Source organism: Riemerella columbina DSM 16469, from assembly GCF_000374405.1.
Taxonomy (GTDB): Bacteria; Bacteroidota; Bacteroidia; order Flavobacteriales; family Weeksellaceae; genus Riemerella; species Riemerella columbina.
In genome coordinates this window covers 40,275-54,362 of the sequence record NZ_KB894281.1, presented here as the reverse complement: position 1 = coordinate 54,362, position 14,088 = coordinate 40,275, and the positions used below count along the sequence as shown (strand labels likewise).

Sequence of the window (14,088 nt, the reverse complement as noted above, 5' to 3'; positions counted from 1 at the left end):
GAGCTTACCCCTTAACTGAATGAATAAATTCTTGGGCTTTATCTTTCCAGTTTTTATTTTCAAGTAAAATTCTTACAAAAGCCGTCCCAATAATGCCGCCATCGGAATATTGAGTTACGGTTTCGAAGTCCGATTTATTTTTAATTCCAAAACCAATCATCACAGGATTTTTAAGTTGTAGAGCAGATAGGCGTTCCAAATAGGCTTCATTATTTATACTTTTATTGGTGTTCCCCGTTGTTGCCGAAGAACTAACCGCATAGAGGAATCCAGAACTTAGTTGGTCAAGGTATTGGATTCTTTCGTCTGAAGTTTCTGGCGTTACCAAAAATGAGAAATTTAAGCCATACTCCTGAAGGATGTTCCGATACTTCTGCTCAAACTCTATTGGTGGCAGATCTGGAATAATCAATCCATTAACACCAACCTCAGCGCATTGTTTACAAAAATTTTCAAATCCAAATTGGAGTACGGGATTAAAATAACCCATCAAAATTTTAGGAATATTAACGCTATCTTTTATAGACTTTAACTGCTCAAATAAAGTGGCGATAGTCATTCCATTTTTTAAGGCTAAAGTATGGGCTTCTTGGATTACGGGACCATCGGCTACGGGGTCAGAATAAGGGATGCCAATTTCCATCATATCTGCCCCTGAATCTTGTATGAATAGAGCCACTTTAGTGGTATCCTCTAAATTTGGGACACCTGCTGTAAAATATATATTGAGTTTTTTCATTGAGTAATTAGAAATTAGAGGTTAGAAATTAGAGGTATTTCAAATAAGTTTCCATATCCTTATCGCCTCTACCGCTTAGGCAAAGCACGACCACCTCATCTTTATTAAATGATTTTTTATCCAAAACTGCCAAAGCATGCGCACTTTCTAATGCGGGAATGATGCCTTCGATTTTGGTTAAATTAAATGCAGCTTTCAAAGCCTCATCGTCATTAATGCTAAAAAAATCGGCTCTTTTTTCTTTAAATAAATGGGCGTGCATCGGTCCAATGCCTGGGTAATCCAGCCCCGCCGATATGGAATAAGGCTCTATGACCTGACCGTCTTTGGTTTGGATAACCAGACTTTGGCTGCCGTGTAGAACACCAATTGTTCCCAACGCTGTGGTGGCTGCCGTTTCCCCAGAGTTTATACCTAAACCGCCTGCTTCTGCCGCGATGATTTTGACTTTATCGTTATTGGCAAAATGATAAAAAGTTCCCGCCGCATTACTTCCTCCGCCTACACAAGCGATAAGATAATCGGGATAATCTCTACCGATGGCTTCTTTTAGTTGCCATTGTATTTCTTCGGAAATGATACTTTGAAATCTCGCTACCATATCGGGAAACGGATGAGGTCCAACTACACTCCCAATGATGTAATGCGTGGTGGTGGCATTATTAATCCAATCTCTTAAGGCTTCATTTACCGCGTCTTTTAGTGTTTTTGACCCTGATGTTGCAGGTACTACTGTGGCGCCCAGCATTTTCATACGCGCTACATTTGGAGCTTGTCTGGCAATATCCACTTCGCCCATATAGACGATACATTCTAACCCGAGTAATGCACACGCCGTAGCTGTAGCCACACCATGCTGACCCGCGCCCGTTTCGGCAATGATGCGTTGTTTCCCTAATCTCTTAGCCAATAAGGCTTGTCCTAGGGCATTGTTGATTTTATGTGCTCCTGTATGGTTAAGGTCTTCTCGTTTTAGATAAATGTTTGTGCCATACTGTTGGCTTAAATTAGGGGCAAAATATAGCGGTGTCGCTCTGCCTACATAGTCCTTTAGCAAGGCTCTAAATTCGTTTTGGAATGCCTTATCATTAATGATGTTAAGGTATTCTTTTTGGAGTTCCGCCACATTAGGATAAAGCATTTCGGGGATAAAAGCCCCACCGAAGTCGCCATAGTAGCCGTTAATATCTGGGTTTTGAAAATTCATATATTATAAAGATGGTTTAGGTTCAAAAATACTAAAATTTATGGTTTAATTGAGTGATAAATGCCTCAATTTTTTGAAGGTTTTTAATGCCAGGTTCGTGTTCAAATTTGGAATTGATATCCAGCGCGTAGGGCAGAGGTGTCAAAGCCTTAGCCTGATGAATATTATCTTCGCAGATGCCACCACTTAAAACATAAGGTTTTTGGAGAGTGATTTTATTCAATAACTGCCAATCAAAACTTTTTCCTGTACCGCCAAAGTCTTTGCTATCCGTATCAAATAATAGATAGTCCACCCATTCATTTTGGTATGGGTGAATCGAAGGTAAGTATTTTCCCACACGAATAACTTTAATAATTTTAACTTCATCAGGTAATAAAGCCCTCAATTCTTTGATGGTTTCCATAGATTCATCGCCGTGAAGTTGGATTAAATTTAATTTTGATGCTCTACAAATATCATTGATATTCTGTGGAATTTCATTAACAAAAACCCCAACTTTCCCTTGATGCGAAACCCCAGCAATAGCTTCTAAACTTAAATGATTCAACACATACCGAGGCGACTTTGGATAAAAAATAAATCCTAAATAGTCTATTTTTAACGCCATTAATGATTCAATTTGGTTTAAATCGGTTAAACCGCAGACTTTTACTTTTGGTGACTTCATAGGTTAGGCTTTAATATCGTTAATAAACGCTTTTAGCCCAGCACCTGCGTCTTGCTGTTTCATAAAATATTCTCCCATTAGAAAGGCGTCAAACCCATTGGCTTTAAGTTGTTTATAAATATCCGCACTATAGATAGCACTTTCGGCAACGCTAATGGTGTCTTTAGGAAGTTCATTTCTCATCCTGATGGCGTGTTCGTAATCGACTTCAAAAGTATTTAGGTTTCTATTATTAATACCTACTAACTGAATGTTTTCATCATGCTTAGAAAAATCTTCGCCACCATAAAATTCTAACAATACCGCTAACCCTAGTTCGTGGGCTTTAGCTGTTAATTCTTGCACCTGATTTTTACTTAAAATATTAGCAATGAGTAAAATACAATCTGCGCCATAGGCTTTGGCTTGTTCTATTTGATAGTCATCAATAATAAAATCTTTTCTTAGCAAAGGAATACCATACTGATGAGCGGTTTCTAAATCTTTTAAACCTCCACCAAAAAAAGGGGTATCCGTAAGCACAGAAACACACGCCGCACCTTCCGACTGGTATTGCGGTACAATAGTTTCCACTCTCGCCTCAATATTAATATTTTGCTTTGAAGGCGATTTTCTTTTAAACTCTGCAATGATGCCATAAGGCGATGTTTTTAATGCTTCTATAAACTCTCGTCTTGGTTGATGATATAACGCTCTATCCTTTAGAAACTCTAAAGGCTCTTGTCTTTGATGGACGATAATTTCTTCTCGTTTAGACGCTACAATTTTATCTAAAATACTCATAATTTAATGCTTTTATGCCGTTACAGAATTTAGACAAGCTAAGGCTTTACCTTCATATAGACTATCTTTTGCTAAGGCTAAACAAGTATTGTAATCGCCGTACTGGTGCGTATTATAAAGTGCCATAGCGGCATTGGCTAAAACTACGGCGTTCTGTTCTGGTGTGCCTTTACCTTCTAAAATGGTTTTAAAAATTTCTGCTGCTTGTTCTTTTGTTTCGCCACCATATAACGATTCTGGGGATAGATTGCTAAATCCTAATTCTTCGGCTGAATACACCGCTTCGCCAGATTTATCGACTATCTTAGTATCTTGGGTTAGACTAATTTCATCATAGCCGTCTAAAGCGTGGACTAGCATATAGTTGGCATCCTCGTGCTGGAGTAAATATTGATACAACCTTGCAATTTCTAAACTATAAACCCCAATCATACTGTGCTGTGGTTGAGCAGGATTGACTAATGGTCCTAAAAGATTAAAAAAAGTTCTCAATCCTAAACCTTTCCTCAACGCCGCAACGGATTTAAGCGCAGGGTGGAAGAGTGGGGCGTGAAGAAAACAAATATTTCCTTTTTCTAAATCCGATTTCAAGGCCTCGGAAGTGGTTTTAAACTGATAGCCTAATTGCTCCAATACATTAGACGAACCACTAACCGAAGATACACCATAGTTCCCATGTTTTGCTACTTTTTGTCCCGATCCAGCCACTACAAAACACGCTAAAGTAGAAATGTTAAATGTATCTTTTCCATCGCCACCTGTGCCTACAATATCTACTAGATCTGTAGTACCTAAATCCACAGGATTGGCCAAGCTGAGAAGTGCTTCTCTAAAGCCTGTAAGTTCCTCTAGCGTAATGGGACGCATCAAAAATACCGTTACAAAAGCGGTGGCTTCCGTTTCGTTGAACTTCCCTTGTGCCAATTCTATCATAATGGCTTTCGCCTCTGCTTTGGAAAGGGTTTGGTGGTTAAATAAATAATTGAGTATCTGTTTCATAAGTTTTTAAATGGTTTAAACATTCATTAATGTTTTAAAAAGTTTTGGAGTATGGCTCTGCCTTGTGGTGTTAAAATACTTTCAGGGTGAAATTGTACCGCGTGAGCATCATAATCTCTGTGTTGTACCGCCATAATCATCCCATCTTCATCTATGGCTGTAATTTCTAATTCTTCTGGAAAATCCTCTGGATTCACTGCCCAAGAATGGTATCTGCCGACTTCTATTTCATCGGGCAAATTTTTAAATAATAACGCATTGGGTTGGATAATTTTAGCCGTGGTTGCTACCCCGTGGTAAATTTCCGTTAAGTTGATTAAACTCCCTCCAAAGGCTTCCGCAATGGCTTGTTGTCCCAAACATACGCCCAATATCGACTTTTTAGGAGCATAAGTTTTAATGACTTCTAATAATAATCCAGCTTCCTCAGGAATACCTGGACCAGGTGACAAAATAATTTTATCGTATTGGTCAATGGCTGCTAAGGAAATTTTATCGTTTCTAAAGACATCTACGGGTTCGCCTACAATCTGTTCTATCATCTGCACCAAGTTGTAGGTAAAACTATCGTAGTTATCAAATACTAATATTTTCATTTTAATAGAGTTAAAGTTATAAATCTTTGGCTTTTTTAATGGCGTTTTTCAAGGCATTGAGTTTATTATTCACTTCTTGAAGTTCCATTTCGGGGGTAGATTTTGCTACGATGCCCGCACCAGCCTGATAAAATAAGGTGTTATTTTTGCTTAAAAATGTTCTAATCATAATGGCTTGATTGCAAGAACCATCAAAGCCTACAAAACCCAAACAACCACCATAATAGCCTCTGGAAGTTGGTTCGTATTGGTCAATGAGTTCCATTGCTTTATATTTTGGGGCACCGCTTAAAGTCCCTTGTGGAAAAGTAGTGGCAATCATTTCATAAGGGTTGATGTCTTGGGAAAGTTTTGCTTTTACTTCGCTTACCATATGAATTACGGCTGAGAAAAATTGAATTTCCTTTAATTTAGATACCTTTACTTCTTTACCCAATTTGCTTAAATCATTTCTGGCTAAATCTATCAACATAGTATGTTCGGCATTTTCTTTAGGGTCGTTTTTTAAGGCTTCGGCAGCTTCTAAATCTTTTTGTAGGTCGCCTGTTCTTTTAAAAGTTCCCGCAATAGGGTGGATGATGGCAGTGTGGTCTTTGATAATCAATTGACTTTCTGGGCTAGATCCCATCAATTTATAATCGCCATAATCAAAGAAAAATAGGTAAGGCGACGGATTGATATTCCTTAACGCACGATATACTTGAAATTCATCGCCTTTATATTTCTGTTGAAATCTTCGGCTGAGTACCAATTGGAATACATCGCCACGCATGGTGTGTTGCTGTGCTTTTTTAACCAATTCTAGATACTCTTGATCTTCGAGGTTTGAAGTCTCAAAATCTTCAGTTTCAAAAGGGTAAACTGCAATGATTTTATGCTTAATAATATCTTCAATACGGCTCATTTCAGATTTTAAACCTTCAATTTTATTTTCTATGATGCGCATTTCATCGTTTTTATGGTTGAAAGCAATCACATATTGATAAAGTCGGTAGCGTAGGATAGGAATTTCGGTTTCTTTGCTCTGCGGTTTAAATGTTATCGTTTCAAAAAAAGGAATAGCTTCATAGCTCGTATAGCCGAATAACCCTTGTGCCATAGCTTCAATGGGATGATTAACGGGTTCACATTGATAATGATTGGAAAACTCGTTGAGCAAATCCGTTAGACTCACTTTTTCATAAAATTTAAGTTTTTTAGGATGTTCATTAGGGTATTTGATTTCGTAGGTTTGATAATCATTAATTTCTATTCCCGCAATGGCATTGATGGCAATAAAAGAATAACTGCCATCTGCAGCGTTATGGTCGGCACTTTCGAGAAGAATGGTATCTCGAAATTCATCTCTTAGTTTTAAATAAATTTCCATCGGCGTATGCAAATCGCCCATGAGTGCTTTGGATTTTGTTTTAATCGATGTCATAAAATGATATATTAAAAAAGACTTCAACGAAAATGGCTGAAGTCTTTAGTATAAGGTTATAGTTTAATCTTTAGTTTAAAAATACAATACCACAATAGTTTCAGACCCAGCAAAGAGTTTGAAGCCACCACCATGGATTTGTGTTTTCTAATTTCATATTGCAAATGTAACTTTTTTTTACAAAAAAACAAATTATAGTTGCATAATTAATTTTAATAACTATATTTGTAGAAATAAAAAACAATCAGTTATGAAAAGAATAATGCTTAGCCTAGCTCTGTTAGGAATGGTGAGTACATCAGCTTGGGCTCAAAACAGTGTGAAAATGACTTATAACTATGGAAGTGAAAATACAGAACTCCAAAAGATTTTAGATTTTGAAAATATTTACACCGAGGAACTTACCTTTGAGAGCAAAGATTTAAAAGGAAAACATTATCAAGTAGACCTTCAGGAATTTGATAATGGTCAATTAGTTTCAAACACGATACTTTTAGATACCTCAGAAGTAGATTATTTTAAAGTTGATTCGGATAAGTTGACCCTAGAGTTTTTCTTTAAACCAAGCGATGGCAAGTTAAAAACTCATATTAGAGGAGAAAGATTTGGTACTAAAAAATTCTATAATGACCTTAAAGGAAAAGCGGATGAGTATGTATTAAAAGATTTTTTTGGAGCAAAGAAAGAGTTAATGATAGATTTAAAGAAACCCAACGCGATTTTGGCGATTATTACCCCTACAAAATACGCTGATGGCTCTGGTTCTTATTGTGCCGTAGTTCAATCTGATGTTGCTCCAGAACAACTCGGGACTCATTTTAATATTCCACATTATTTTTTGGTGAAGATTAAGTTTAAGTGATTTGTAAGCCTTTAATTTTTAGAATCCCACTTTTTTATAAATCCTAACAAATATCATTTGAAAATTCGGATTAAATTGCGACCTTTATGGTGTAAAAAATTAAAACTTATAAACAATGGAAAATCACATGTTAGCCAACGAATTCCCAGAATTTAAGGAATTGATGACGGAACTGAAAGTCTCGGACAACCACTTTAAAAAACTATTTTCAGACTATGATGAAGTCAATGGGAAAATAGCACATTATGAAGCAGGGGAGCAAAGTCACACTACGGACGAGTTCTTAACGGAACTTAGAAAAGAAAGACTTCACCTAAAAGATGAAATTTATAATTATCTGAAAAGTAAATAATTGTAAATTTTCATTACCCCTAAAGCAAGGTTACAAGGTTTATTTTGTAGTCTTGCTTTTTTAATGGTGCTAATCCATTTTTTTTCGTTATTTTTGTGGCGTAAAAAATTTTTATGCAAAATATTAGAAACATCGCGATTATCGCCCATGTTGACCATGGAAAAACTACTTTGGTAGATAAAATTATTCACGCCACTCATATCTTTAGAGAAAACCAAGAGAGTGGGGAACTTATAATGGATAATAATGACTTAGAAAGAGAAAGAGGAATTACCATTCTTTCTAAAAATATCTCTGTCACTTATAAAGATACTAAAATTAATGTTATTGATACGCCTGGTCACGCCGATTTTGGTGGTGAGGTAGAGCGTGTTCTTAAAATGGCAGATGGGGTATTACTTCTTGTAGATGCCTTTGAAGGGCCGATGCCACAAACGAGATTTGTACTTCAAAAAGCTTTGGAATTAGGATTAAAACCTATCGTGGTGATCAACAAAGTAGATAAGCCGAACTGTCGTCCAGATGAGGTACATGACCAAGTATTCGATTTATTCTTCAACTTAGATGCTACCGAAGCGCAATTAGACTTTCCAACATTTTATGGATCTTCTAAACAAGGGTGGTTCAACACAAGTTTAGAGCCTACCGATAATATTCTACCATTATTAGATGGTATTTTACAATATGTTCCTGAGCCAAAAGTATCTGAAGGTTCGCTACAAATGCAAGTGACTTCTTTAGACTATTCTTCGTTTTTAGGTAGAATTGCCGTAGGAAAAGTGACTAGAGGTTCGGTTAAGGAATCTCAATGGATTGGTCTTTCTCAGGAAGATGGAAAAATCATCAAAGGGAAAGTAAAAGAGCTTTATGTATTTGAAGGTTTAGGTAAAAAGAAAGTAAGCGAAGTTTTTGCTGGTGATATTTGTGCTATCGTAGGATTTGATCAATTCCAAATTGGAGATACTTTTGTAGACTTAGAAACTCCAGAAGCATTGCCAAGATTGTCTATTGACGAGCCTACCCTGAATATGACTTTCTCTATCAACAATTCGCCATTCTTTGGTAAAGATGGTAAATATGTGACTTCTAACCATTTAAAAGATAGATTAGAAAAAGAATTAGAAAAAAACTTAGCCTTAAGAGTAGAACAAACTGAAGATGCTAATACCTTTTTAGTATTTGGTAGAGGGATTCTTCACCTTTCTGTATTGATTGAAACTATGCGTAGAGAAGGCTATGAAATGACGATTGGTCAGCCACAAGTCATATTAAAAGAAGTAGATGGCGAGCAATGTGAGCCATACGAATCTCTAGTGGTGGATGTACCAGAAGAATATGCTTCTAGAGTGATTGACCTTGCTACACAGAGAAAAGGGGACTTACACATTATGGAAACCAAAGGCGAGATGCAGCATTTAGAATTTGAAATTCCATCTCGTGGATTAATCGGTTTGCGTTCTCAAATGCTAACAGCTACGGCAGGAGAGGCTATTATGGCACACCGTTTCTTAGATTATAAACCATTTAAAGGTCAGATTCCAGGTCGTAATAATGGCGTATTGATTTCTAAAAACCAAGGGTCTGCCACAGCATATTCTATTGAAAAACTTCAAGATAGAGGTCGGTTTTTTGTAGACCCAGGTGAGGAAGTATATGTAGGAATGATTGTAGGAGAACAAAATAAGCCAGGTGACTTAGTAGTGAATATTGTGGAAGGAAAACAACTTAACAATATGCGCGCAGCTGGTAAAGATAAAGACGGAAGTATTGCCCCTAAAGTGCTATTAACTTTAGAAGAATGTATGGAATATATCCAAGCAGATGAGGCAATAGAGGTAACGCCCAACTTTATCCGTATGAGAAAGAAAATACTTTCTGAAGAAGATAGAAAGCGTGCTGAAAGAACGGCAAAAGCATAAAGCATTCTTTATATAGATAACTAAAAAGAGCCATCTCTCTTGAGGTGGCTTTTGCTTTTGTACTATCTTTGGTTAATCCATCGTTCTTTTAGAATTTTCATCCCTTCTGTTGCGGAAGTCTGTAAGCAGTTTTTAGATACCGAAAATTGTACGGGTAAGTGAGGGTCAATTACGAAAAGTTCACCATGTGGTGGAATAAAATCAATTAACGATGCCGCTGGATACACTTGCAAGGAAGTACCAATTACCAATAATATATCCGCAGTAGAAACTATGGCTGCTGCGCGTTCCATTTTGGGAACCATTTCGCCAAACCAAACAATATGTGGTCGTAGTTGATTGCCTAATTCATCGGTATCGCCGAGATTTAAGTCGTGTTCCCACGGAATAATTTTAGTATCATCATTAATAGGTCTGGCTTTTTTTAACTCGCCATGGAGATGAATCACTTGGCTAGAACCAGCTCTTTCGTGCAAATCGTCTACATTTTGGGTAATGATTTGGACATCATAATAACCTTCCAATTCGGCTAAAATATGATGCGCTTCGTTAGGTTCCACTTCTGCTAACTGGCGTCTTCTCAGATTATAAAACTCGAGGACTAATTCTGGATTTTTATTAAACCCTTCGGGGCTGGCAACCTCTTCTATTCGGTGATTTTCCCACAATCCATTCGCATCTCTAAAAGTATTGATACCACTTTCGGCAGAGATTCCTGCACCTGATAGTACGACGAGTTGCTTTTTCATAATTATTTGGTATAAAATTGTATCGTTTTTTCTATGGCATCAGAACAGACAGGACAAAAGCCATCTGGTCTGTTGGATTTCATTCGGCAATCCATCACAGGACTGTAGATATCTTTTGGACTGTAGCCGCCCCCTTCAAACACACCAACGGTATTTTCATAAGTAGAGATTCTAGGGGTTGGAATAGGTGTATTTTTTTTAATCATTGACTGCCATTTGGTTTTAAAATCGACCATTGTGGTTAAGTTAGGTTCCCAAGGTTCGATGTTGAAATTATAAAGACTTTCTGCACCGCCATTAGCGTCGTAATATTCATCGCCTAAGCCTACAAAACCATGTCCGAATTCATGAACAAAAACCTTATCCGAAAGAGCATCGTCGGCAGAAACTAAATTAATTACATTATAAAAGCCACCGCCCCCGTATCTGTCGGTATTTACAATTACAAATAATTGGTCATAGGGTACATTAGCGGCTAAATCTGCTAACTTAAACATCGATAAAGTTGTAAGATAGCGTGGCGTATCAAAAGTATAGAATTTGGAGTTAAGAATGGTGTTTTTATATACATTTTCTCCTGGAATATCCGTTCCCGATTCTTGTGAAGGCGTTCTCACTAAATATACATTAAAATCTTCCCGATGCTTGCTGAATGGCGGAATGGTAAACATATAGTCGATAAACTTTCGAGTGTCTTTTTCAAACTTTGCCATTTCCTCTTTGGTGTAGCCATCGGCTAATACTGCAATATCTACGGCTTTGGATGATGGTTTATTGCCATAAATTCTTTTGGTAGGGTAGTGGTAGGGTGTTTCTTTAATGATATGATAATCTTCTGGAGAAATTTTCTGTTCCAATAGGGTTTCAAAAGTTCCATTTTTAGTTCTATGCTGAACATCTACCAAAACTTCTTTTTTGGGATAAGGAATTTGTAGGGTGTTTTCAAAACTGCGTTTTCGTTCTTTAGCTTCTGGAGTGCCTTGCCATTCGCTAAAAATAGGGCTAAAGCCTTTAGAAAATATTAATTTCCCAGATTGGGCATCTTTTACTTGTAGCCTGTAATTTCCGTAGTTTGGATAAATCAATTGAGCTCTACTTCCAGCCCCATAAAAAGGTTCTTTTTTGAGCTGATAAATAGAAACTTCTTGCTGCTGATGTGAACCATTAAGAAGCATATCGATTCTAAGACTACCATCAGTAAAATAGTCATCAAAATTAATGGTTTCCTGAGCGTAAAAGTTGGATAATAAACCTAAACTTAATATAGCGAATGCCTTTTTCATATTTTTAATCTTAATACTTACAAAAATAAATAAAAAAAGATGATTAACCCATAGTATACGGATTAATCATCATAAAAAAAAATTAAGTAAAAAGATGTTTATTAGCCTAAATAAGGATATTTATAATCTTTAGGGGATACAAAAGTTTCTTTGATACTTCTTACAGATACCCAACGCAGAAGATTCATTTTAGAACCTGCTTTATCGTTGGTTCCAGAAGCTCTAGAACCACCAAATGGCTGTTGACCTACTACGGCACCAGTTGGTTTGTCATTAATATAGAAGTTACCAGATGCATTTTCTAACGCTTTGTAAGCTTCATCAATGGCGTAGCGACATTGTGCAAAGATAGAACCCGTTAATGAATATGGTGATGTACTATCTACTAATTTTAGAGTTTCCTCCCATTTGGCATCTTCATAGACATAAACCGTTAATATTGGGCCGAAGATTTCTTCTACCATACTTTCGTATTTAGGATTGGTGGTTTTAATTACCGTTGGGTATACAAACCATCCTTTAGAATCATCGGTTTTTCCACCGATAATTACTTCAGCATCTGATGCTTTTTCCGCTCTTTCGATATAGCCTTTACATTTCTCGAATGAATTTTTATCAATAACTGCATTTACAAAGTTAGATGGATCTTCTGGTGAACCTACTTTTACAGTTTTAAGTTGTGCTTCCATTTTAGATTTCACTTCATTCCAAAGCGATTGAGGGATATAAGCTCTAGAAGCGGCAGAGCATTTTTGGCCTTGATATTCAAATGCACCTCTTACTAAAGCTGTAGCCACGGCATCGGTATTTGCAGAAGGGTGTACCATTACAAAGTCTTTACCACCTGTTTCACCAACAATTCTTGGGTAAGATCTGTAGTTATGGATATTATCTCCTATCATTTTCCACATTCCTTGGAATACTTTAGTAGAGCCTGTGAAGTGAAGACCAGCAAACTCTGGATGAGCTAAAACTTTTTCAGCCGTTTCTTTACCATCGGTAAATACCATATTGATTACGCCATCTGGCAATCCTGCTTCTTGAAGAATTTCCATAATCACTTTTGCAGAGTAGACTTGCTTATCAGAAGGCTTCCAAACCACTACATTACCTAGCATCGCCATACAAGTTGGCAGGTTACCAGAAATCGCTGTAAAGTTGAATGGTGTTACTGCAAAACAGAATCCTTCTAATGGACGATATTCTGAGCGGTTCCAAATGCCATTATCAGAAACAGGTTGCTCGGAATACATTTCCGTCATGAACTCCACATTGAATCTTAAGAAATCAATAAATTCACATGCCGCATCAATTTCTGCTTGGTGCACATTTTTAGACTGTCCAATCATTGTTGCCGCGTTCAATTTATCTCTATAAGGTCCAGCGATAAGATCTGCTGCTTTTAAGAAGATAGAGGCTCTTTGTTCCCAGCCTAATGCATTCCATTTAGCTTTAGCTGCAAGTGCCGCTTCAATAGCATCATCTACATGCTTCATATCACCTTTGTAATAGAAACCTAAGTTGTGCTGATGATCTTGTGGGGAATTAATTTCTACTTTTTCGTTAGTGGTTACTGGTTTTCCGTTGATAACCATTGGAACTTCCACTTTTTCGGACCACATTTTTTTGTAAGTATCAATAAGAGATTTTACCTCTGGTGAGTTGGGTTCATAAGCTCTTACAGGCTCGTTGGTCGCAAAAGGGACTTGTGAAATTGCTTTCGACATATTCAATTAGTTTTTAATTATTATTACTTATTCTACAAAAATACGACATAAAAACAGAAAGTCAAAGTTTTTATGTCGTATTTTAAAATGGGATGAAGATAAAAGCGTTATTAATGCTTCATCGCTTCAAACTCTTGAGCAGCTTTAGGTTGTTTTAGTTTTTTCGCAAATTCTATTAATTGGTTCAGATAGGTATTGGTTGGATAAAATTTCTTAAAAACATGATTTGAATACCCACAATTAAAAAAAACACGGCGAGGAGTTTCTGAAAAGATGGCGGAGAATTATAAAAAACATGGCGAGGAATTGCAAAATTCCTCGCCGTCTTTTTGTGAGTTTATAGTAAAAAAGTATGAAATCTCTTATTTACAATTACTTAGACTTGTACTTTTCATACTTTAAGCCTAAAAGTGTCTTTTTGAGTTTAGCCCCTGGTCTAAAATTGATTTTGGCACTGCGTATTTGCGAAGGGTTTACCTCCTCCTCTTTACTTACGCCCGAAGACGAAAAACTCACCTGAAACGATCCAAACTCCCCAAAACGGACAATCTTGCCGCCCTCCAAGTGGCGCGACAGGATTTTGTTTAAGCTATGTAGCACCGCCAAAACATCGGTGTCGCTCACGGTGGTAGATTGCTCCGCAATCTCGGCACTTAAATCCTCAAAACTCACCTCGCCATCTGCCTTGGGCGAGGCATAAAACTTCTTAGGCTCACTGGGATTGCTCGGGTTGCCCCGCTGTACTATGGTGTATTTTACTGGCATTTTTTTATAGGCTT

The 14,088-nt window shown here is 37.1% G+C and carries 14 protein-coding genes; 3 read left to right on the top strand and 11 right to left on the bottom strand.

What is annotated here, in order from left to right; all coding sequences use genetic code 11:
- Positions 1-4: 4 nt before the first annotated feature.
- From trpA to C237_RS0111305, 7 genes are read right to left on the bottom strand one after another with little or no spacing between them, the layout of a single operon-like run.
- Positions 5-739, bottom strand: a complete 735-nt coding sequence (trpA, locus tag C237_RS0111335) for a tryptophan synthase subunit alpha (RefSeq protein WP_018676577.1) — start codon at positions 737-739, stop codon at positions 5-7.
- A gap of 28 nt (positions 740-767) precedes the next feature.
- A complete protein-coding gene (gene trpB / locus C237_RS0111330; protein WP_018676576.1) occupies positions 768-1,946 on the bottom strand; it encodes a tryptophan synthase subunit beta in 1,179 nt (392 codons plus the stop codon).
- 31 nt (positions 1,947-1,977) lie between these two features.
- Positions 1,978-2,616, bottom strand: coding sequence for a phosphoribosylanthranilate isomerase (locus C237_RS0111325; protein ID WP_018676575.1), 639 nt, complete (start codon positions 2,614-2,616; stop codon positions 1,978-1,980).
- 3 nt (positions 2,617-2,619) lie between these two features.
- Positions 2,620-3,399 carry an indole-3-glycerol phosphate synthase TrpC gene (trpC, locus tag C237_RS0111320; protein WP_018676574.1) on the bottom strand — a complete coding sequence of 260 codons (780 nt, stop codon included), beginning with the start codon at positions 3,397-3,399 and terminating at the stop codon, positions 2,620-2,622.
- Positions 3,400-3,411: 12 nt separating this feature from the next.
- Positions 3,412-4,398 carry an anthranilate phosphoribosyltransferase gene (gene trpD / locus C237_RS0111315; protein ID WP_018676573.1) on the bottom strand — a complete coding sequence of 329 codons (987 nt, stop codon included), beginning with the start codon at positions 4,396-4,398 and terminating at the stop codon, positions 3,412-3,414.
- A 26-nt stretch (positions 4,399-4,424) separates the two neighbouring features.
- Complete coding sequence (locus tag C237_RS0111310) at positions 4,425-4,994, bottom strand: anthranilate synthase component II (RefSeq protein WP_018676572.1); 570 nt, start codon at positions 4,992-4,994, stop codon at positions 4,425-4,427.
- Between the two features lie 16 nt (positions 4,995-5,010).
- Positions 5,011-6,417: an anthranilate synthase component I family protein gene (locus C237_RS0111305; protein ID WP_018676571.1), complete on the bottom strand. Its 1,407-nt coding sequence runs from the start codon at positions 6,415-6,417 to the stop codon at positions 5,011-5,013.
- Positions 6,418-6,667: 250 nt separating this feature from the next.
- Between C237_RS0111305 and C237_RS0111300 the strand changes: the two genes are divergently transcribed.
- The 3 genes from C237_RS0111300 (at position 6,668) to typA (ending at position 9,550) form a co-directional block, all read left to right on the top strand.
- Positions 6,668-7,279, top strand: a complete 612-nt coding sequence (locus C237_RS0111300; RefSeq protein ID WP_018676570.1) for a hypothetical protein — start codon at positions 6,668-6,670, stop codon at positions 7,277-7,279.
- Positions 7,280-7,394: 115 nt separating this feature from the next.
- Positions 7,395-7,631: an HP1242/YdcH family protein gene (locus tag C237_RS0111295; protein ID WP_018676569.1), complete on the top strand. Its 237-nt coding sequence runs from the start codon at positions 7,395-7,397 to the stop codon at positions 7,629-7,631.
- Positions 7,632-7,744: 113 nt separating this feature from the next.
- A complete protein-coding gene (gene typA, locus C237_RS0111285; RefSeq protein ID WP_018676567.1) occupies positions 7,745-9,550 on the top strand; it encodes a translational GTPase TypA in 1,806 nt (601 codons plus the stop codon).
- A 62-nt stretch (positions 9,551-9,612) separates the two neighbouring features.
- Here typA and C237_RS0111280 read toward each other — a convergent pair whose 3' ends face one another.
- The 4 genes from C237_RS0111280 to C237_RS0111265 all read right to left on the bottom strand — a co-directional run bounded on the left by C237_RS0111280 (position 9,613) and on the right by C237_RS0111265 (position 14,074).
- Positions 9,613-10,299, bottom strand: coding sequence for an SIR2 family NAD-dependent protein deacylase (locus C237_RS0111280; RefSeq protein ID WP_018676566.1), 687 nt, complete (start codon positions 10,297-10,299; stop codon positions 9,613-9,615).
- A 2-nt stretch (positions 10,300-10,301) separates the two neighbouring features.
- Positions 10,302-11,582, bottom strand: a complete 1,281-nt coding sequence (locus C237_RS0111275) for a M64 family metallopeptidase (protein ID WP_018676565.1) — start codon at positions 11,580-11,582, stop codon at positions 10,302-10,304.
- 101 nt (positions 11,583-11,683) lie between these two features.
- Positions 11,684-13,309: an L-glutamate gamma-semialdehyde dehydrogenase gene (gene pruA / locus C237_RS0111270; RefSeq protein ID WP_018676564.1), complete on the bottom strand. Its 1,626-nt coding sequence runs from the start codon at positions 13,307-13,309 to the stop codon at positions 11,684-11,686.
- A 372-nt stretch (positions 13,310-13,681) separates the two neighbouring features.
- Entirely contained in the window at positions 13,682-14,074 is a 393-nt protein-coding gene (locus C237_RS0111265) for an HU family DNA-binding protein (RefSeq protein ID WP_018676563.1), read from the bottom strand.
- Positions 14,075-14,088: the final 14 nt, after the last annotated feature.

What these genes read in the sequence shown, in the direction of transcription:
- C237_RS0111295 (WP_018676569.1), top strand. Translation starts at nt 7,395, where the DNA reads ATGGAAAATCACATGTTAGCCAACGAATTCCCAGAATTTAAGGAATTG.
- C237_RS0111300 (WP_018676570.1), top strand. Translation starts at nt 6,668, where the DNA reads ATGAAAAGAATAATGCTTAGCCTAGCTCTGTTAGGAATGGTGAGTACA.
- trpB (WP_018676576.1), bottom strand. Translation starts at nt 1,946, where the DNA reads ATGAATTTTCAAAACCCAGATATTAACGGCTACTATGGCGACTTCGGT.
- C237_RS0111280 (WP_018676566.1), bottom strand. Translation starts at nt 10,299, where the DNA reads ATGAAAAAGCAACTCGTCGTACTATCAGGTGCAGGAATCTCTGCCGAA.
- trpD (WP_018676573.1), bottom strand. Translation starts at nt 4,398, where the DNA reads ATGAAACAGATACTCAATTATTTATTTAACCACCAAACCCTTTCCAAA.
- C237_RS0111325 (WP_018676575.1), bottom strand. Translation starts at nt 2,616, where the DNA reads ATGAAGTCACCAAAAGTAAAAGTCTGCGGTTTAACCGATTTAAACCAA.
- trpC (WP_018676574.1), bottom strand. Translation starts at nt 3,399, where the DNA reads ATGAGTATTTTAGATAAAATTGTAGCGTCTAAACGAGAAGAAATTATC.
- pruA (WP_018676564.1), bottom strand. Translation starts at nt 13,309, where the DNA reads ATGTCGAAAGCAATTTCACAAGTCCCTTTTGCGACCAACGAGCCTGTA.
- C237_RS0111275 (WP_018676565.1), bottom strand. Translation starts at nt 11,582, where the DNA reads ATGAAAAAGGCATTCGCTATATTAAGTTTAGGTTTATTATCCAACTTT.
- typA (WP_018676567.1), top strand. Translation starts at nt 7,745, where the DNA reads ATGCAAAATATTAGAAACATCGCGATTATCGCCCATGTTGACCATGGA.
- C237_RS0111265 (WP_018676563.1), bottom strand. Translation starts at nt 14,074, where the DNA reads ATGCCAGTAAAATACACCATAGTACAGCGGGGCAACCCGAGCAATCCC.
- trpA (WP_018676577.1), bottom strand. Translation starts at nt 739, where the DNA reads ATGAAAAAACTCAATATATATTTTACAGCAGGTGTCCCAAATTTAGAG.
- C237_RS0111310 (WP_018676572.1), bottom strand. Translation starts at nt 4,994, where the DNA reads ATGAAAATATTAGTATTTGATAACTACGATAGTTTTACCTACAACTTG.
- C237_RS0111305 (WP_018676571.1), bottom strand. Translation starts at nt 6,417, where the DNA reads ATGACATCGATTAAAACAAAATCCAAAGCACTCATGGGCGATTTGCAT.